The organism is Streptomyces sp. NPDC030245, assembly GCF_055572995.1.
Window position 1 is genome coordinate 603599 of the sequence record NZ_JBVICF010000002.1, and the last position, 18694, is coordinate 622292.

An 18694-nucleotide genomic window follows, 5' to 3' on the forward strand; every position below is an offset into this window, starting at 1 on the left:
CGGAAGGAGCGACAAGAGCGGAGAGACACGAGAGACATGAGCCACCACCCCGACCCCGTCGTGACCACGGCGCAGGGAACCGTCCGCGGCCTGATCCACGGCGACACAGCCGCTTTCCTCAACATCCCCTACGCCGCCCCGCCCCGCGGCGCCGACCGCTTCGCGCCACCCCGGCCGCACGCACCGTGGGACGGCGTACGGGACGCCACCGTCCCGGGGCCCAACGCGCCGCAGGCCGAGCGCCGACTCGGCAACGTCGACATGTCGCCCTACTTCGGCACCGGCTGGAGCCGCGGCGAGGACTACCTCACCGTCAACGTCTGGACACCCTCCGCCCGCGGCGGCGGCCTGCCGGTCATGGTGTTCGTCCACGGCGGCGGGTTCGTCGCCGGATCGACGCGGTCCGCGCTGTACGACGGCTCCGCCTTCGCCCGGGACGGCGTCGTCCTCGTCACCCTCAACTACCGGCTCGGCATCGCCGGATTCCTCGACCTGCCCGGCGCGCCCGCCAACCGCGGCCTGCTCGACGTCGTCGCCGCCCTGCGCTGGGTCCAGGAGAACATCGCCGTCTTCGGCGGCGACCCGCACAACGTCACCCTCTTCGGCCAGTCGGCCGGGGCGACCGTCGTCGGCGGTGTCCTCGCCGCTCCCGAAGCCGCGGGCCTCTTCCGCCGGGCGATCGTCCAGAGCGGTAGCGGACTGGGCGCTTTCACCCGCGAGCAGGGTGCCCGCGTCGCCCGGGCGGCCGCCGGGGCGCTGGGCGTCGAGCCCCGCGTCGACGCCTTCGCGGACATCTCCGACGACCGTCTGGTCGCAGCCGCCTCCCGGCTGGTGGGCCTCGACCTGCGGACCGACACGCACCACGACCCGCTGAGCGGGCTCAGCCCCTTCAGCCTGGTGCTCGACACGCAGCCCGCCGGAGCCGTCGCCGCCGGCCTCGGCAAGAACGTCGACCTGGTCATCGGGGTCAACGCCGAGGAAGGGAACCTCTATCTGGTTCCGGTGGGCGAGTACGCCACCTCGACCGCCGGCGACGTCGACGAGGCGGCGGCGCGCGCACACCCGCGACCGGCGCGGCTCGTCGAGGCGTACCGGAAGGCGCGGCCCGAGGCGTCCTACGGCGAGCTGCGCTCCGCCGTCCTGGGCGACGCGCTGTTCGGCGCGGGCAGTTGGGCCCTGGCCGACGCACACGCCACCCACTCCGGGTCCGGCACCTACGCGTACGAGTTCGCCTGGCGCTCCCATGCCCTGGGCGGCGAGCTCGGCGCCACCCACGGGGTCGAGCTGCCCTTCGTCTTCGACGTCACCCACCTTCCGCGGCTCCACGGGCCCACCGGGCTGCTCGGCCCCGACCGCCCCCCGGCGGATCTCGCCGCCCGCATGCACGGCGCGTGGGTCCGGTTCGCCAGGATCGGCGACCCCGGCTGGGACCCGTACGACGACGAGCGCCGGGCCACGATGCGCGTCGACGCCGAGTGGGCCCAGGTCGACGACCCTCGCGGCCAGGAACGACGGGCCTGGCGCTGACGCTCCGGCCGGGCTGCCGCGCGTACCTCCGTACGCGCGGCAGCCGCCGTCGCAAGGCGCCGGGCGCCGGTGCTCAGACCGTCCTGCTGAGGCGGTCGGCCAGCAGGCCGGCGAAGCGGGCCGGGTCGGCCAGCTCGCCGCCCTCCGCGAGCAGCGCGGTGCCGTACAGCAGCTCGGCCGTCCCGGTCAGCTCCGGGTCGTCGGGCCGCTTCTCGTGCGCCGTCCTGACCGCGCTGACCAGCGGGTGCTTCGGGTTCAGCTCCAGGATGCGCTTGACCGGCGGGAGCTCCTGGCCCATCGCCTTGTACATCTTCTCCAGCGCCGGCGTGAGGCCGTCCGTGTCGCTGACCAGGCACGCCGGTGAGCTGGTGAGCCGGGTCGTCAGGCGCACCTCCTTGACGTCGTCGAGCGTCTCGTTGAGCCAGGCCAGCACGGCCGCGTACTCCCCGGCCTCCTCCTCCGACGGCTCCTCGTCGGAGGGCAGGTCCACCGCGCCGCGGGCGATGGACTGGAACTCCTTGCCCTCGTGGTCGCGGACGGCCTCCACCCAGATCTCGTCCACCGGGTCGGTGAGCAGCAGGACCTCGTACCCCTTGGCCCGGAACGCCTCCATGTGCGGGGAGTTCTCGATCTGGGCGCGGCTGTCGCCGGTCATGAAGTAGATCTTGTCCTGGCCCTCCGGCATCCGGCCGAGGTAGTCGGCCAGGGTGGTGGGCTCCTCGCCCGCGGTGGAGGCGAAGGACGCGATGTCGAGGATCGCCTTGTGGTCCTCCGCCCGGTCGAGGAGCCCCTCCTTGACGGCGGGCCCGAACTCGCGCCAGAAGGTGCGGTACTTCTCGGCGTCCTTGTTCATCAGGTCCTTGATGGACGCCAGGATCTTCTTCGCCAGGCGGCGGCGGATGAGCTGGATGTGCCGGTCCTGCTGGAGGATCTCGCGGGAGATGTTCAGCGACAGGTCGGCGGCGTCCACGACGCCCTTGACGAAGCGCAGGTGGTCGGGGAGGAGCTCGCGGCTGTCGTCCAGGATGAACACCCGCTTGACGTACAGCTGGAGGCCGTGGCGGGAGTCGCGCTGGTAGAGGTCGTGCGGGGCCCGCGACGGCAGGAACAGCAGGGCCTCGTACTCGAAGGTGCCCTCGGCCCGCATCTGGATGATGTCGAGCGGGTCCGTCCAGTCGTGGCTGATGTGCCGGTAGAACTCCCGGTACTCCTCCTCGCTCACCTCGGAGCGCGGGCGGGCCCAGAGCGCCTTCATCGAGTTGAGGGTGGACTCCCCCATCCGTACGGGGAAGGAGATGAAGTCCGAGTACCGCTTGACGATCTCCCGGATCTTGGCTTCGTCGGTGTAGTCGTAGAGCGCGTCCTCCTCGTCGGCGGGCCGCAGGTGCACATGGACCGACGTGCCCTCCGGGGCGTCCTCGACGGTCTCGATCGTGTACGTGCCGTCGCCGTCCGACTCCCAGCGCACGCCGGTCGGCTCACCGGCCTTGCGGGTGACCAGGGTGACCTTGTCGGCGACCATGAACACGGAGTAGAAGCCGACGCCGAACTGCCCGATCAGCTCCGCCGTCTCCGTACCCTCCTTGCTCCCCTCCTTCCCGGTCTTGCCTTCCTTCCCGTCCTTCCCCTTGTTCTCCTTGAGCCGGCGCAGCGTCTCCGCCGTGCCGGACTTGGCGATGGTGCCGATCAGCCCCACGACCTCGTCGCGCGTCATGCCGATGCCGTTGTCCCGCACGGTCAGCGTGCGGGCCTCCTTGTCGGCCTCGATCTCGATGTGCGGGTCGTCCGTCTTGAGGCTGTCGTCCCGCAGGCCGGCCAGGCGCCGCTTGTCCAGGGCATCAGAGGCGTTGGAGATGAGTTCGCGAAGGAAGATGTCCTTGTTCGAGTAGATCGAGTGGACCATCAGCTCCAGCAGCTGCCGCGCCTCGGCCTGGAACTCCAGCGTCTCGGTACTCATGACTTCCCTTCTGGTCGGTTGGTCTGTGCGACGACCACATTTTCCGCCACCATTTTCAGTGGTGGTGCGGGGGTCGCGGCAGAAGGCATACCGGATCGGATCAGAAGGCGTACCGCACGCGCAGCCAGGGGGCGTGCGCCGCCAGCAGCTCTTGGAGACGCGACAGGGAACGCTGCTTGACGTCCAGGGAGTAGCGCACGTTCAGAGCGCCGTTCTGCGAACGCTTGGTCTCCTGGATCTCCGGCTGCCACAGCACCTCCTCGGCGCGGGGGTGCCACCCCAGGTTGACCTCGTGGAGCGCCTGATTGTGCGTCAGCAAGATGACCTCGGCCGCCGCCTGCTCCTTGACGCGGGCGGGCAGTACGTCGTCGAGGTGGGTGAGCAGATCGGCCCAGTCCCGCTCCCACCCCGGGCGCAGGACGACGGGCGAGAGGTTGAAGTGGACCTCGTAACCGGCGTCGAGGAAGTCGGCGGCCGCGGCGATCCGCTCGGCGACCGGGCTGGTGCGGATGTCCAGCAGCCGGGCGTCGTCGGCCGGCATGACCGAGAACCGCACACGGGTCCGCCCCCGGGGATCGAGTGCGAGCAGGTCGGGGTTGACGAACTTGGTCGCGAAGGAGGCCTTCGCCGTCGGCATGCCCCGGAACGCGGCGACGAGGTCGGCGGTGTTGTCGCAGACCAGTGCGTCGACGGAGCAGTCGCCGTTCTCGCCGATGTCGTAGACCCACGCCCGCGGGTCGCACTGGTTGGGCGTCGTCTTGGGGCCCTGGGCCCGTACGTGGCGCCGGACGTGCGCCACGATCGCCTCGATGTTGGTGTAGAGGGTGATGGGGTTGGCGTAACCCTTGCGGCGCGGGACGTAGCAGTAGGCGCAGGACATCGCGCAGCCGTTGGAGGGCCCCGGCGCGATCCAGTCGGCCGATCTGCCGTTGGGGCGGGTCACGAGCTGCCGCTTGACCCCGAGGACCAGCGTCTCGGTCTTGACGCGGACCCACCGGGCGACGTTGCCGTCGTTCCCGTGCAGGGAGGGGATGCGCCAGTGGCTGTCCACCTCGGTCACGCGCACGCCCGGCAGCCGGGCCATGATCTGCCTGCCGCGCGGTGAATCGAGGGCTGCCGGCTCCGCGTACACCTCACGCACATCGAGCAGCCGGCGCGCCTCCGGGCTGTCCCGGAACGTCCCCCGCGCCGCCTGTGCCGGAGGTTCGTCCGGCCAGCCGAACAGCGCCGGCTGCTCGGGCTCTCCCGGGGCGGGTCCTGACACCGGCTGCTCCATGGCGTTCCTCTCCGGGCGGGCGCCGCACGGCCGACCGGTGTGAAAGTGCTTGCGCACAGATCAAAGCGCACACCGACGCGGCCGTGCCGCCCACACGCCGGGCAGGCGCTAGCGACGAGGCGGTACGCCGGGCTGTGCGCCGGACCCGGTCGTCGGCAGGTAGCGCGGTGCCCGCCAGGCGTTCAGGCGGTGCTCCACGGCGGCTCCCAGTGCCAGCAGCTCGGTGTCCTGGCGGTCGCCGGCCATCAGCAGCACGCCCACCGGCAGCTCACCGACCGAACCCGCCGGCACCGAGAGGGACGGGTATCCGGCGACGGCCGCGGGGGTGGAGGACGGGATGACGTCGTTGTCGCCGCGCGCGCAGTCGGTCGTCCAGGCGGGCGGGTTCGTGGGCGCGGCGATGGCGTCCAGCCGGTGCCTGGCCATGGTCTCGTCGAGGGAGCGCCGGGAGAGGTCCTTCAGCTCGGCCCGCATCGCCCGGTACCCGGGGTCGGTGGTGGGCGGCGCGACGAGGGCCTGCTCGAAGAGTTCCTGACCGGCGAAGCAGGTCCGCTCCGCGGGGTGGGAGCGGTTGAACTCGATCAGCTCCGCGAGGTCGCGGGGGCCCTCGCGCGTGCCGAGGTAGGCGTCGATGTCCCGGTGGAACTCGCTGAGCAGGGCGGGGAATTCGAGCTCGGCGAGCCGCGCCTGGTAGGGCGGTGTCACCTCGACGACCACGGCTCCGGCCGCGCGCAGCTTCTTCGCCGTACGGGTCATCACCGCGTCCACGTCGGGGCCGAGCGAGGGCAGGCGCCACAGGCCGATCCGCTTGCCGCGCAGGCCGGTCGGCTTGTCGTGGGCAGCGACCCGCTCGCCGTGCGGAGCGGCCGGGCGGTCGCCCTGGGTGCGCGGACCCTTGCCGCCGCTGAGCACCGAGAACGTGAGCGCGGTGTCGATCACGTTGCGCGCCATCGGGCCCGCCGTGTCCTGCTCGGCGGAGATCGGCACCACGCCGGACCGGCTGACCAGGCCGAGGCTGGGCTTGTGGCCGACGACGCCGGTCATCCCGGCCGGGCACACGATGGAGCCGTCCGTCTCGGTGCCGATCGCCACCTGCGACAGCGACGCGGCGAGCGCGGCGGCGGAACCGGACGAGGAACCGCACGGGTTCCGGTCGAGCACGTACGGGTTGTTGGTCTGTCCGCCCACCGCCGACCACCCCGACGTCGGCTTCGCCGCGCGGAAGTTGGCCCACTCGGACAGGTTGGTCTTGCCGAGGATCACCGCCCCGGCCTTGCGCAACCGGGTCACCAGCACGGCGTCCGTCTTCGGCGGGCTCCCGGCGAGGGCGAGCGACCCGGCCGTCGTCGGCATGTCGCGGGTGTTCACGTTGTCCTTGAGCAGGACGGGGATGCCGTCCAGCGGCCCGAGGGTCTCGCCCCGCCGGTGCCTGGCATCGCTGGCGGCCGCCTGGCGCAGGGCCGTCGGGCTGGTGCGCAGCACCGCGTGGATCTTGGGGTCGACCTTGTCGATCCGCTTCAGGTAGGCCCGGGTCAGCGCCGACGAGGTCAGCGAGCCGCGCGCCATGCGCGTCTGTAACTCCGGGATGGTCACGGTGTCGAGGTCGAACCCGAGCCCGGAAGGGTTCCCGAGCCCGGCAGGCGACCCGGGCGCGGAAGGCGACCCGGGTGACGGTGACGGACGGTCGGCGCCGGACTCGGCTGCTTGCGCGCCCGCAAGCGGTACGCCCGTCAGAAGGGACCCCGCGACAAGGGCGGCGGTCATCGTGGCAACGCTTCTCTTCCCCATGCGGCCCAGCCGACTACACGGGCAGCACCCGGCGCAAGGGTGCGGGACCCGGCGCCGGGCCTCGCCGCTCGCGGCACCCTCACCCGGGTCGCCGTCGGCCATGCCGAGTACCATGGCAAACGCCGGGAATCCGGGCATATGGGCCGATACGGCGGCTCGGCACGAACAAGAACGCACGAGAGCGGCTCCCCGGGCCGACCGGCCCGTCGCCGCACCCTTCCCCACCTGGATGTTGAGTGCGATGACCCACCACAGATCAGCCACCTCCGCCGCCCGCGCGACGACGAGCCGCGAAGTCTTCGGGGCGCCCTGCTGGGCGACCCTGCTGACCCACGACCTGACGGTCGCCGAGTCCTTCTACGGCGCGGTCTTCGGCTGGACGTTCCGGCCCGCACCGCTCGGCGAGGACTTCCGCGTCGCCATGCACGAGGGCAGGCCCGGTCGCGGGCATCGGCTCTCTCGCCTCCGCGCTGCGGGTGCCCGTCGCGTGGACGCCCTACTTCGCGGTCGAGGACGCCGACGAGACGGCCGCGCGCATCCGTGAGCGCTGCGCCACCGTCGCCGTGGGACCGCTCCGGTTCCCGGTGGGCCGCGGCGCGCTCGCGGCGGACCGGAACGGGGCCGTCTTCGGCATCTGGGAGGGCCGGCTCGTCTCCGACTGGCACTCCTGGCGCGCGCAGGCACCCGTCTGGCTGCGGCTGCGCTCACCGGACGCCTTCGAGGCGGCCATCTTCTACGGCCAGGTCCTCGACTGGGCCTGCGGGCGGCCCGGTTGCTGCGACGTCGACTACGAGAACGACGAAGTCGTCCTGAGCCAGGAGGGCACGGTGCTCGCCCGGCTCCGCTCCGGCGCCGCCGAGACGGCTCGCCACCCGGTCGACCTACCCCGCTGGGAAGTCCACTTCACTGTCGCCGACCCCGAGGCCACGGTCCGTACGGCGCTGCGCCACGGCGGGTCCGTGGTGCGCCGCGACGACGGCGCGGACGGCCCGGCGATCACCATCTGCGATCCCGAGGGCGGCATCCTCACCGTGACGGCACGCGTGACCGCTCGACGGGACTGACTCCCGGGGTCTCCCAGCCTCAGGGGTGGTTCGGCCGCTGCTCGGGCGGGGTTCCGCCCCCGCGGCCGCCACCCTTGCCGCCCTTGTCCGTTCCATGGGCGTGCGCGCCGGCCCGGCGTGAGGTGCCGGGCTGCCGCGCCTTGAGTTCCGCGCTGTCCTGGGGCGTTGCCCCGCCCTTGTCACTGCGCCGTTGTTCGGGCTGCTGCGGGTTCGACATCGCCTTCGCTCCCTCGCCTCTCGGGTCTTTCCATGCTGCCACGGCACGGCGCCACGGTCCCGTCGAGCAGTTCGCGAGACCCCTGCGGGCCCGTGGCCCAAGGGGAACGAGTCCTGAAGCGGCGCACGGGATCGGCGCGTATTCTGGTGGGGAAGAACGCACGGTTCCGCCGCCGGCCGCGGCGACAAGCCCCACCCAGCGGCCCGTCTCTCCTCCGAGAGCCCAGTGAGCCCACCAGCCTGCCTCCGATTTCTGGCAAGAGGGAAGTTTGCTCCCTTTTGCGCCCGGGGACCCGCAGAGCCGAGAAGGGGAACGAGCCCACCGACTGAACGACGAACCCGAACGTGGGCCGGTCGCGGAACGCGGCCCACAAGGAGCGAGTCACCATGCGTCTTTCTTTTCTGCAACCACTCCTGGACCGTCCCGGCCCCTGGGCGACGGTGTACTTCGACCCCGGTCAGGCCGACGAGGCGGGCGCCAAACGCCGTGAACTCTCCGTACGAGAGGTGTGCCGGACCCTGGAGCAGGAAGGTGCGGACGAGGCCACCGTCGCGGCGGTCCGCGACAACCTGACGGCGCTCTCACCCGCCGAGGACCCGGCGGGACGCGTCGTCTTCGCCACCGGCGGCGAGGTCGTGCTGAGCCACCGGCTCTCCAGGCGGCCCCAGGGCGAGATCGCCTGCTGGGGCCCGCTGCCGCGGCTCACGCCCCTGCTGGAGCTGTGCGGCCAGGACCCCGTGAGCCTCGTCGCCTACATCGACCGCACCGGCGCCGACTTCGAGCTGCGGGCCGCGGCGGGACCGCAGGACTCCGGGCACGTGGAGGGCGAGCAGTGGCCGGTGCACCGCACCACCTCCTCCGACTGGTCCGAGCGGCACTTCCAGCTCAAGGTGGAGAACACCTGGGAGCGCAACGCCGCGGAGATCGCCGAAGCGTTGACCGAGGCCTATGAGGAGTCCGGCGCCGACCTGGTGGTGCTGGTGGGCGACCCGCGCGAGCGGCCGGCCGTGCGCGACAAGCTGCCGGAGGCCGTACGCGCCGTGACGGTCGAGACGGAGCACGGCGGCCGTGCCGCCGGTTCCGGTTCCGCGGCGCTGGAAGAGGCCATCGCCAACGCCTGCCAGGAGCATCTGCACCAGCGCGTGGACGACGCGCTCGACCGCTTCCGGGCGGGGCGCGTCGGCACCGACCGGCCCACCGACGCCGTGGAGGGCGTGCCCGCCGTGGTCGACGCCGCGCGCGAGCACCGCATCGACACGCTCCTGGTCCGGCCGGACGGCCCCGACCTGCACCGCGAGATGTGGGCGGGCGCCGACCCGGACCAGGTGGCGGTGCGCCGCACGGACGCCGAGGCCCTCGGCGACGGCGCCCCCGTCCCCGTACGCGCCGACGACGCGCTGCTGCGTTCGGCGGCGGCCACCTCCGCCGACGTGCTGATCATCCCGTTCGAGGAGGTGAGCGACGACATCCCGGCAGGAGGACTCGGCGCCCTGCTGCGCTGGACGTACGAACCGAGTGCGGTCTGAGAGTCAGGAGCCCGCGAAGAGGGAGGTGCATCGCCGAGCGCACCGCGTTCCCGGCCGACCGGCAGACACTGCCGGCGACGATTGACCAAAACTGTGTGCGTGCCTCCGGTGCCGCACCAAGAACCACCTGGTTGGAGGTGGACGCAGTGACAACGTCCCCCAGGTCCCCGTCCGGAATGCCGTCCGGAGCCCCGTCGTCGATGTCAGGAGCCCACGCCCCGATGTCCGGGGCGCCGTCCTCCATGGACACGCACCCCGACATCGTCGACATGCGCGCCCGGCACGAGAGTGCCGAGCGTGCGGCCAGCACACCCAAGGTGCAGGCCATCGACGCGCTGGCCTTCCTCACCGGCCTCTACCTGGCCGCCTCTCCCTGGATCGCGGGCTTCAACAGCTTCACGCGACTGTCGATCGTCAACCTGATCGTCGGCGTCGCGTACGCGCTCCTGATGAGCGGGGGCTTCGGCCGGGCCTACGAGCGCACCCACGGCATGGCGTGGGCGGCGTGCGCGCTGGGCATCTGGACGATCGTCGCACCATGGGTCATCGCGGGTGACGCCACCACCACGAGGACCGTGGTGAGCAACGTCATCACCGGTGCCGTGGCCGCCCTCCTCGCCCTGGCCGCCAGTGCGGCCGCCCGTGCGGGAGACAAGTCCGAGGCGGCACACGGAAGGAACAGCGGGAAAGGCAGGAGGGGCATGAGCCGCGGCGGTCACGACTGACCGGCCGCCCCTCCCCCGACCGGTCGGTCCTCCACCGCCGACCGGTCGCCCCCTCCGCACGACCGCGCCCCGTGGCACACCTGCCGCGGGGCGCGGTCGTGGATTCGTGCGGTCGCGCGGTTCAGCCCTCGACCCCGTGCGTACGCCGCAGGGGCCCCCAGCCGCCCGCCTCGTGCGCCACCTTCTCGCGGGCCTCGTCGATCATCTTCGTGTCGATCCAGGCCATCGGCTCGACCTCGTCGACCAGCGGCTCGTTGTCGGGGCCCCGGGCGGCCTCGTGCCCGAGCAGCACCCAGGGGCGGACGCCGGGACCCTTCTCGCGCGGCAGGTGCGAGTAGTCGTGCAGCCGCCGGGCCACCCACAGCTCGACGGGGCGGTCCTCCCACCACGGCTCGACGCCGAGCGGGTTGGCCGACAGGCCCGGCATGCGGACACCCGTCAGATCGTCCCTGCTCATCACCCTGCCGAGGTCCTTGGCGGGGCCGCGGGACCAGCGCACGTACAGGCCCTCGTGGCGCTCCACGAGACGGGCCAGCTCCCGCAGGGTGTGCAGGACCGGCAGGTCGTCCGAACCGCTCATGCGTGTGATCACTCTCCTTGTCGCCACTTCTGTGCTCACCGGCTTCCCATCTCACGTCAGCAGCCGCAGTACCGCCTCCTCAATGGCCCCTTGCGTCGCCGGACGGCCGAACGTGGCGCCGTCGCCCAGCCGGTCCAGGGCGTCGGCGATCGTGCGGCCCTCCTCGAAGAGCTCGATGACACGCGGGTTGATGTAGGAGGCGCGGCAGACCGCCGGCGTGTTGCCGAGGTACTCGCTGACCTCGCGGACCGCCCGCGTGACGGCGCGTTTGCGTGCCGCCCGTGACTCGTCGGCGACCTGCACCGACACCGCGAGGGCGACCGCCGCGAGGACGGTGCCGTGCCAGACGCGGAAGTCCTTCGCGGTGATGTCCGTGCCCGCGCGCTCCCGCAGGTATGCGTTGAGTTCGGCGGCGCGCAGCTCGTGCCAGGCTCCGCCCTGCCAGTAGGTGAACAGCCGCGGGCCCGCGGCGTCCTTGCGCAGCAGGGCGCGCAGCACCTTGCAGGCGGGCGGGTCGACGAGCGCGCGCGTCTGCGTCTTGGAGAACTTCGCCGGGTACGTCACGCAGACCTCGCCGCCCCGGCAGGCGACGTGCTCCTTGAGCAGTGTCGTCAGTCCGTAGGTGCCGTTGTCGCGCCGGTAGGACTCGTTGCCGATGCGGAAGAAGCCGAGGTCGAGCAGGCGGGCGGCGCAGGCGAGGACGCGTGCCCGGCTGAGGCCGCGGCCCGCGAGGTCCTCCGCCACGTGCGCGCGCACGTCGGGGAGGGCGGCGGCGACCTCGAGGACGTGCTCGTGCTTGGCCGCCTCCTGCCGCTCACGGAACCGCGGGTGGTACAGGTACTGGCGCCTGCCCGCGGCGTCGGTGCCCACGGCCTGCAAGTGTCCGTTGGGCCACGGGCAGATCCAGACGTCCCGCCAGGCCGGCGGGATGACGAGCCGCCGCAGGCGCTCCTTCTCCGCCGGGTCCGTGACGGGGCGGCCCGAGGCATCCGTATAGCGGAACCCCCGTCCGGAGCGGACGCGGGTGATCCCGGGCCCGTCGATGTGGCTCGTTCTCAGTCGCCGCTTCTCACCCATGTCCCAGGAGTGCCCCCAAAGCGGGGCGGCAGACTTCGGAACAGCCCGTTCGGCGGAGCGTGCCGCAGGCACGGCGGGCCGCCACGGGCGACGATCGTAGGCGGGGCACCAGGAGTGACGAGGGTGACGACTGGGCACCCGGAGCGGACACGAAACGATCAGGCACGAGGCTGTCCCGGCGGGCCGGGACACCGGAACGGACGGCTATGAGCAGCGGTTTCATCGGGCCCGAGGGATTCGGGCAGGACCCCTTCGGAGAGCTCTTCGCGCGGTTCCTCGGCAGTGGGCGACGGCAGATCGACATCGGCAGGCTGATGAGCGGCCCCGCGCGGGAGCTGGTGGCCGCGGCGGCCTCGTACGCGGCGGAGCACGGCAAGAGCAATCTGGACACGGAGCATCTGCTGCGGGCGGCGCTGACCATCGAGCCGACCCGTGGTCTGGTGGCGCGTTCCGGTGCGGACCCCGAGCAGATCGCCGAGGAGATCGACCGGCACTCCGCGGAGACCGAGGGCGCCGTGCCCACCCAGGCGGTGGCGCTCACCCCGGCCGTCAAGCGGGCGCTGCTCGACGCGCACGAGGTGGCCCGCGCGGTCGGCGCCGGGTACATCGGTCCTGAGCACATCGTCATGGCGCTGGCCGCCAACCCCGACTCGGCGGCGGGCCACATCCTCAACGCGGCCCGCTTCGACCCCGGTCCCGCCCCGCAGCCGCCGCAGGGCAGGCCGGGGCCCGCCGAGCAGCGGCAGAGCGGCGGCGGTGGCACGGCGACGCCGACCCTCGACCGGTTCGGGCGGGATCTGACCGCGCGGGCCGCGGAGGGCGGCGTGGACCCGGTCATCGGCCGTGAGGAGGAGATCGAGCAGACCATCGAGGTGCTCTCCCGGCGCGGCAAGAACAACCCGGTCCTCATCGGTGACGCGGGCGTCGGCAAGACCGCCGTCGTGGAGGGCCTGGCCCAGCGGATCGCCGACGGCGACGTGCCGGACACCCTCGCGGACCGGCGCGTCATCGCGCTCGACCTCTCGGGGGTGGTGGCGGGCACCCGCTACCGCGGTGACTTCGAGGAGCGGCTGAACGGCATCATCGAGGAGGTGCGCGCCCACTCGGACGAGCTGATCGTCTTCATCGACGAGCTGCACACCGTGGTCGGGGCCGGCGGCGGCGGTTCCGAGGGCGGGTCGATGGACGCGGGCAACATGCTCAAGCCCGCGCTGGCCCGGGGTGAGCTGCACGTCATCGGGGCGACCACCCTGGAGGAGTACCGGCGGTACATCGAGAAGGACGCGGCGCTCGCCCGGCGCTTCCAGCCGATCCTGGTGGCGGAGCCGACGGCGGCGGACGCGGTGGAGATCCTGCGCGGCCTGCGCGACCGGTACGAGGCGCACCACCAGGTGCGCTACTCCGACGAGGCGCTGCTCGCCGCCGTGGAGCTGTCGGACCGCTATCTGACCGAGCGTTTCCTGCCCGACAAGGCGATCGACCTGATGGACCAGGCGGGCGCCCGGGTGCGGCTGCGGGCCAGCACGAAGGGCACGGACGTGCGGGCGCTGGAACGCGAGGCGGAGCAGCTGGCCCGGGACAAGGACCAGGCGGTGGCCGCGGAGCAGTACGAGCGGGCCACCGAGCTGCGGGACCGCATCAACGACCTGGTCAGGCGGATCGCGGCGGGCCAGGACCGCGAGCCGGGTGACGGGCAGATCGTCGAGGTGACCTCCGAGGACATCGCCGAGGTGGTGTCCCGGCAGACGGGCATCCCGGTCAGCACCCTCACGCAGGAGGAGCGGGACCGGCTGCTCGGCCTGGAGGAGCACCTGCACGAGCGGGTCGTCGGGCAGGAGGAGGCGGTCAGCGCCGTGGCGGAGGCCGTCCTGCGCTCACGGTCGGGCCTTTCGAGCCCGGACCGGCCCATCGGGAGCTTCCTCTTCCTGGGTCCCACGGGCGTCGGCAAGACGGAACTGGCGCGGGCCCTGGCCGAGGCGCTGTTCGGCAGCGAGGAGCGGATGGTCCGCCTCGACATGAGCGAGTTCCAGGAACGGCACACCGTCAGCAGGCTCGTCGGGGCGCCGCCCGGCTACGTGGGCCACGAGGAGGCGGGCCAGCTCACCGAGGCCGTACGCCGTCACCCGTACTCGCTGCTGCTCCTCGACGAGGTGGAGAAGGCCCACCCCGACGTCTTCAACACCTTGCTCCAGGTGCTCGACGACGGGCGGCTGACCGACGCGCAGGGCCGGACGGTGAACTTCACCAACACCGTCATCGTGATGACGAGCAACCTCGGCTCCGAGGCGCTCACGGGGCGCGGCGCGACCCTCGGGTTCCGGGCCGACGGGTCGGAGGCCGACGAGGAGGCGCGGCGCGAGCAGGTGCTGCGGCCGCTGCGCGAGCACTTCAGGCCCGAGTTCCTCAACCGCGTCGACGAGATCGTCATCTTCCGGCGGCTGACGGGCGAGCAGCTGAGGCAGGTCACGGACCTGCTCCTGGAGGAGACCCGGCGCAGGCTGCACGCACAGGACGTCGTCATCGAGTTCACCACGGAGGCGGTGGACTGGCTGGCACGGCGGGGTCACCAGCCGGAGTACGGTGCGCGTCCGCTGCGCCGCACGATCCAGCGCGAGGTGGACAACCGGCTCTCCAGGCTGCTCCTGGACGGCCGGCTCACCGCGGGCAGCCGGGTCGTGGTGGATGTCGCGGACGACGCGCTGGACATGCGGGTCACGGCGGATGCGGGCGTGGGCTGACGGTCCTGCCGCCGGCCCTTCCCCGTGTCACAGCAGCAGCACGATCGCGTAGACGAGGAAGAACGCGGCGATCAGGACGCCCATGCCGATGATCAGGGCCAGCGGGCCCTTCCCCCAGCCCTTCGGAGGGTTGTACGTCTCCTCCGGCCCCGCCCCCGGCATGCTGCTCTCGGCGGGCGGGGTCTCCCCCGGTGGGACGCTCCCGCCGGGTTCCAGTCCTGTGGCGTGCTGCGGGTCGGGGTCCGGGTCCGGGTGGCGGGGGTCGGAACCCGGGTCCGGTTTCTGGGAAGGACTCATGTGATCCAAGTTCCCACGAGTTGCCGGGGCTCACCTCTCCACACCGTGGACGCCCGCCCTCAGCCGACGTAGCGGCGGGCCGTGGAGTGGCGGCGCGCCTTCTCCAGGGCGACGAGGCGGTCCTCGATCGGCGGGGGTACGGGGGCCCGCTGCCGCAGGACCCAGGGCAGGCCCGCCACGGCGCGGGCGACGGCGCGCAGGGAGGGCCGGTCGCGCGGCACGGTGCGCAGGAGGTGGGCGGTGCGGCGCAGGGCCGAGGGCCAGGGGCGGCGCAGCCAGGTGAACCACAGGGTGTTGCGCAGGCCGAGGACGCGCCGGTCGGTGCTGTCCCGGACCGTCGACGCCGCGTGATGGATGGTCAGTTCCGGTACGTAGCTCAGCCAGTGCCCTCGTGTCAGCAGGTCGGTGGCGAGGAGTTCCTCCTCCCCACCGAGCCACAGCCCCGGGTGGAAGCCGCCCGCGTCCCGGAAGGCGTCGGCTCTGATGACGGTCGCGGCGGCCAGGAACGACCCGAGGGCGGGCCCCGGCAGCCAGTCGGGCCCCGAGAGCGGGGAGTCGCGCAACTCGGCGACGACGGGGTCCTCCTCCCCCGACGGTTCGACCACGATGCGGGCCGTCACGGCCGCGAGCGCCGGGTGCGCGTCGAGGTGGTCCGCGGCGCGCCGGAGCGAGCCCGGGTCCCACCAGGTGTCGTCGTCGCAGAACGCCACGTAAGGGGTGCGGACGTGCCGGACCGCGAGGTTGCGCCCGACGGCTCCCAGGTTCCGTCCCGGCCGCAGCAGCCGGACCTCGGGGAAGTACCGGGCGACCGCCTCCGCCGTGCCGTCGCTCGACGCGTTGTCGGTGACGATCACGTGGGGCCGTTCGGGGAGGTCCCGCAGGGTGCGCAGGGTCCGCAGCAGTTCGCGGCGGCGGTCCTTGGTGATCACGACGACGGTCGTACGGGGGTCGGGCCCGGGGTCCCGCTCGTGCTCCGTGAGGGTGCCGGTCGTCGGGGCGTTCTCGTACGGCATCTGCGCTGATCCTCTGATGTGTTGAGGGCTTCTGGTCTGTTGAGGGATTTATGAAGGGGCCCGGTCCAGCAGGCGGGCCGCGGACTCGATGCGGGCGGGCAGCGGTTCGCGGGCGCTGAGGGCGGCGGGGAGGCGGACGAGCACGCCTTTGAGGGCGCTCGCGGCGTCCCGTTCCCCGCGGGCGGCCGCCGCGGCGAGGTGTGCCGTGCCACGCAGGGCCACGTGGACCGGCCGCCGGAGCCAGGCGGTGAGGAGGGCGTTGCGCCGCTGCACCGCGGAGCGACCCGGCCGGGTGGCGGGGTCGGGGTGGTGGTGGGCCGTCACGGAGGGCGCGTAGGTCACACCCCAGCCGCGGGCCGCCAGGTCGTAGGCGAGCAGGGTCTCCTCGCCGCCGAAGAACAGCACCCGGTGGTAGCCGCCCGCCTCCAGGAAGGCCGCGCGCCGGGCCACCGCCGCGCAGGCGAGGAAGCCGAGGACGGGGCGGCCGGGCAGGTCGTGGACGGGTGGCAGCGGCGAGTCGGCGAGGACGCGGTTGAGCGGGTCCTCCTCGGTCTCGGGGCCGACCAGGGTGCGGGCGGCCAGGAGCCCGAGGCGTGGGTGCGCGTCGAGGAGGTCGGCGGCCGTGTCGAGGGCGCCGGGCGCCCACCAGGAGTCGTCGTCGCTGAAGGCCACGTACGGCGTGGTGGCGTGCCGCACCGCGAGGTTGCGGCCGAGGGCGCCGGTGTTGCGCCCGGCCTCGACGACGTGGGCGCCGACGGGGTGGGCGCGCACCGCGTCGGCCGTCCCGTCGGTGGAGCCGTTGTCCACGACGACGACGGGCGGCCGCTCGGGCAGCGCGGCGAGCCGGTCGAGGGTGCGCAGGACGCTCTCGCGGCGGTTCCTGGTGATCACGGCGACGGTGGTGCGCGGGGGGCCTGCGCTCACGTGCTCTCCTTCAGCAGTTTCCGCACCGCGCGCACCACGTCGTCCGGCGGTGCGGCGGTGCCGCCCGGGCGGCCGGTGTCCGTGGCCGGGTCGTCCTGGTCCCCGAGGAGCACGGCGGGCACGCCGTAGGGGCTCCGCCGTTCGGCGGGCACGTCCTGGGGGCCGACGGAGACGACGGGGGTGCCGGTCGCGGCGGCGAGGTGGGCCGGGCCGGTGTCGCCCGCGACGACGACGTCGGCGGCGCGCAGGACGCCGGCCAGGGTCCGCAGGTCGGTGCGGCCGCCGAGGTCGACGGCGGTGTCGCCGCTGACCCGCCGGGTCAGGGCGGTCTCCTCGGGGCCGCCGGTGACGACGACGCGGTGGCCCGCGTCGGCGAGCAGGGCGGCCGTCTCGGCCGCGTGTCCGGCGTCCCAGGCGCGGGCGGGTGCCGCGGTGCCCGGGTGCAGCACGACGTACGGGCCGTTGCCGGTGAGGCCCGTGGTGTCGGGGGCCGGGAGCACGCGGAGCCTGCCGTCGTCGCCGGGCCGGGGCGAGAAGCCGAGGGCCGCCGCCGTGTCGAGCGCCGCTTCGGCGTCGTGCCGGCCGGGCAGCCGCCGGTGACGTACGTCGATGAGGCTGCCCGCGTGGTCGGCGCTGTCGGCCCCGATCCGGGGGACCTGCGCCATCCGCAGCAGCAGCGCGATGGGCAGCGGGCTCTGCTCGAAGGACGTGACGACGAGGGCGACGTCGTACGCCGCGTCCCGCATGCGTGTCAGCAGACCGTCGACGTCGGCCTCCGCCACCGACGGCGGCCGGTCGCCCTCCCAGGGCGCCTCCCAGACGAGGACCTCGTCGACGTGGGGCAGCAGCCCGGCGGCGGGCGCGCCGCGCGGTCCGCACAACATCGCCACGTGGTCGGCCCTGGTCGCGACGGCGCGGACGGCGGGTCCGGCCAGGAGCACGCCGCTCATGCCGTCCAGGCAGACGACGAGCGCCTTCGCCACGTTCCCCCGCAGGTCGTCACCAGGAGCACGCATGGCGTGCGCCTCCCTCGGCGCTCGGCGCGCCCTGTCCGGCGTTCTGGAAGTAGGCGATGGTGCGCTTGAGCCCGTCGTCGAGGGAGACCTTGGGCGTCCAGCCGAAGAGCTCGTGGGCGAATCCGGTGGCGGGCGCGGGTGGTTCCGGGGGGCGCGGCCCGGTGAACTCCAGGGGTGCGTGGGAGCCGGTCAGGGCAAGGACCCGGCGGGCGATCTCCGCCAGGGTCGGCCCGGGGTCGCCGCCGATGTCGACGGGCCGCACGGAGCGGCTTGCGGCGACCAGGAGCACACCGTCGACCGTGTCGTCGACGTAGCACAGCGAGGGCGTGCCGCCGCCGTCCCCGGGCACGGTCACCGGTCCCCCGCCCAGCGCCTGCCCGATCAGCCCGGGGATCAGCCGGCCGTCCCCGGCGTCCATGCGCGGCCCGTACGCCGGGAAGACCCGCACGATGCCCGCGTCCGCCTCCTTGGCGCTCACGTACGCGGTGGTCAGCGCCTCCGAGAAGCGCTGGGTCTCGCCGGCGGGACCGGCCGGGGCGCCGTGGACCGGGCAGGTGGACGCCAGGAGGAACCGCGCCCCGTCACGCTCGGCGACGGCCAGGGCGGTGCGGGCGCCGAGGCTGCCGGCGTCCAGCGTCTCCAGGGGGCCTGCGGCGGTCGCCGCCGCGGGGCATGCGAAGTGCACCACCAGGTCGTACGGTCCGGGCAGCGTGTCGGCGCAGCCGGGCCGCGCGAGGTCCCGCTCCAGGAACCGGAAGTCCGGGTGGTCCGTCATGTGCTGGACATTGCCGGTCGATCCGGTCGGCCTGTCGTCCACGCAGTCGACCGCGACGCCCGCGTCCAGCAGGCGTTCGCACAGGTGCGAGCCGAGGAAGCCGGCCCCCGCGGTGACCATGGCCCTCTCCCACGGAGGCGGGGGCTGCGGCGCCATGGAGAACATCGTCGGCGACATGGGCTTGACCTTCCTTC

15 protein-coding genes and 1 pseudogene are annotated in these 18694 nt (G+C 73.2%); 5 read left to right on the forward strand and 11 right to left on the reverse strand.

The genetic code is table 11. From position 1 onward, the window contains the following. The first annotated feature begins 36 nt into the window (after positions 1-36). The gene (locus ACZ4Z4_RS07150; protein WP_468323384.1) at positions 37-1527 is read left to right on the forward strand and encodes a carboxylesterase/lipase family protein; all 1491 of its coding nucleotides are present in this window, start codon (positions 37-39) and stop codon (positions 1525-1527) included. A gap of 73 nt (positions 1528-1600) precedes the next feature. On the opposite strand, the gene htpG is transcribed toward ACZ4Z4_RS07150, so the two are convergent. The 3 genes from htpG to ACZ4Z4_RS07165 all read right to left on the reverse strand — a co-directional run bounded on the left by htpG (position 1601) and on the right by ACZ4Z4_RS07165 (position 6548). Next, entirely contained in the window at positions 1601-3484 is a 1884-nt protein-coding gene (gene htpG / locus ACZ4Z4_RS07155; protein ID WP_468323386.1) for a molecular chaperone HtpG, read from the reverse strand. A gap of 100 nt (positions 3485-3584) precedes the next feature. Beyond that, a complete protein-coding gene (locus ACZ4Z4_RS07160; protein ID WP_468323389.1) occupies positions 3585-4760 on the reverse strand; it encodes a spore photoproduct lyase family protein in 1176 nt (391 codons plus the stop codon). Between the two features lie 108 nt (positions 4761-4868). Further along, the gene (locus ACZ4Z4_RS07165; RefSeq protein ID WP_468323391.1) at positions 4869-6548 is read right to left on the reverse strand and encodes an amidase; all 1680 of its coding nucleotides are present in this window, start codon (positions 6546-6548) and stop codon (positions 4869-4871) included. A gap of 241 nt (positions 6549-6789) precedes the next feature. Between ACZ4Z4_RS07165 and ACZ4Z4_RS07170 the strand changes: the two are divergent. Further along, positions 6790-7612 (forward strand): annotated as a pseudogene (locus tag ACZ4Z4_RS07170) (VOC family protein). A 19-nt stretch (positions 7613-7631) separates the two neighbouring features. Here the strand turns inward: ACZ4Z4_RS07170 and ACZ4Z4_RS07175 are convergent. Beyond that, positions 7632-7829 (reverse strand): hypothetical protein, encoded by a 198-nt coding sequence (locus ACZ4Z4_RS07175; protein WP_468323394.1) that lies wholly within the window; start codon positions 7827-7829, stop codon positions 7632-7634. Positions 7830-8215: 386 nt separating this feature from the next. On the opposite strand from ACZ4Z4_RS07175, the gene ACZ4Z4_RS07180 reads away from it, so the two are divergent. Further along, positions 8216-9355, forward strand: a complete 1140-nt coding sequence (locus ACZ4Z4_RS07180; protein WP_468323396.1) for a baeRF2 domain-containing protein — start codon at positions 8216-8218, stop codon at positions 9353-9355. A 221-nt stretch (positions 9356-9576) separates the two neighbouring features. Beyond that, positions 9577-10080, forward strand: coding sequence for an SPW repeat protein (locus ACZ4Z4_RS07185; protein WP_468323398.1), 504 nt, complete (start codon positions 9577-9579; stop codon positions 10078-10080). Positions 10081-10201: 121 nt separating this feature from the next. Here ACZ4Z4_RS07185 and ACZ4Z4_RS07190 read toward each other — a convergent pair whose 3' ends face one another. Both ACZ4Z4_RS07190 and ACZ4Z4_RS07195 read right to left on the reverse strand, forming a co-directional pair. Continuing rightward, positions 10202-10660 carry a DUF6098 family protein gene (locus tag ACZ4Z4_RS07190; protein WP_468323401.1) on the reverse strand — a complete coding sequence of 153 codons (459 nt, stop codon included), beginning with the start codon at positions 10658-10660 and terminating at the stop codon, positions 10202-10204. A gap of 51 nt (positions 10661-10711) precedes the next feature. Continuing rightward, a complete protein-coding gene (locus ACZ4Z4_RS07195; RefSeq protein ID WP_468323404.1) occupies positions 10712-11737 on the reverse strand; it encodes a DNA topoisomerase IB in 1026 nt (341 codons plus the stop codon). A 206-nt stretch (positions 11738-11943) separates the two neighbouring features. On the opposite strand from ACZ4Z4_RS07195, the gene ACZ4Z4_RS07200 reads away from it, so the two are divergent. Further along, on the forward strand, positions 11944-14475 hold the full coding sequence (locus ACZ4Z4_RS07200; RefSeq protein WP_468323407.1) for an ATP-dependent Clp protease ATP-binding subunit: 2532 nt from the start codon (positions 11944-11946) through the stop codon (positions 14473-14475). A 27-nt stretch (positions 14476-14502) separates the two neighbouring features. Here the strand turns inward: ACZ4Z4_RS07200 and ACZ4Z4_RS07205 are convergent, their stop codons facing one another. Genes ACZ4Z4_RS07205 through ACZ4Z4_RS07225 form a run of 5 tightly spaced genes read right to left on the reverse strand, consistent with a single transcriptional unit; the run spans position 14503 to position 18677 of the window. Then, the gene (locus ACZ4Z4_RS07205; protein ID WP_468323410.1) at positions 14503-14772 is read right to left on the reverse strand and encodes a DUF6480 family protein; all 270 of its coding nucleotides are present in this window, start codon (positions 14770-14772) and stop codon (positions 14503-14505) included. Positions 14773-14831: 59 nt separating this feature from the next. Next, positions 14832-15785 carry a glycosyltransferase family 2 protein gene (locus ACZ4Z4_RS07210; RefSeq protein ID WP_468323413.1) on the reverse strand — a complete coding sequence of 318 codons (954 nt, stop codon included), beginning with the start codon at positions 15783-15785 and terminating at the stop codon, positions 14832-14834. A gap of 48 nt (positions 15786-15833) precedes the next feature. After that, positions 15834-16709 (reverse strand): glycosyltransferase family 2 protein, encoded by an 876-nt coding sequence (locus ACZ4Z4_RS07215; RefSeq protein WP_468323415.1) that lies wholly within the window; start codon positions 16707-16709, stop codon positions 15834-15836. Further along, a complete protein-coding gene (locus tag ACZ4Z4_RS07220) occupies positions 16706-17725 on the reverse strand; it encodes a glycosyltransferase family 9 protein (RefSeq protein WP_468323418.1) in 1020 nt (339 codons plus the stop codon). Before ACZ4Z4_RS07220 ends, ACZ4Z4_RS07215 begins: the two co-directional genes overlap by 4 nt. Further along, positions 17709-18677, reverse strand: a complete 969-nt coding sequence (locus ACZ4Z4_RS07225) for an NAD-dependent epimerase/dehydratase family protein (protein WP_468323421.1) — start codon at positions 18675-18677, stop codon at positions 17709-17711. The genes ACZ4Z4_RS07220 and ACZ4Z4_RS07225 overlap by 17 nt, the downstream gene beginning before the upstream one ends. Between the last annotated feature and the right edge of the window lie 17 nt (positions 18678-18694).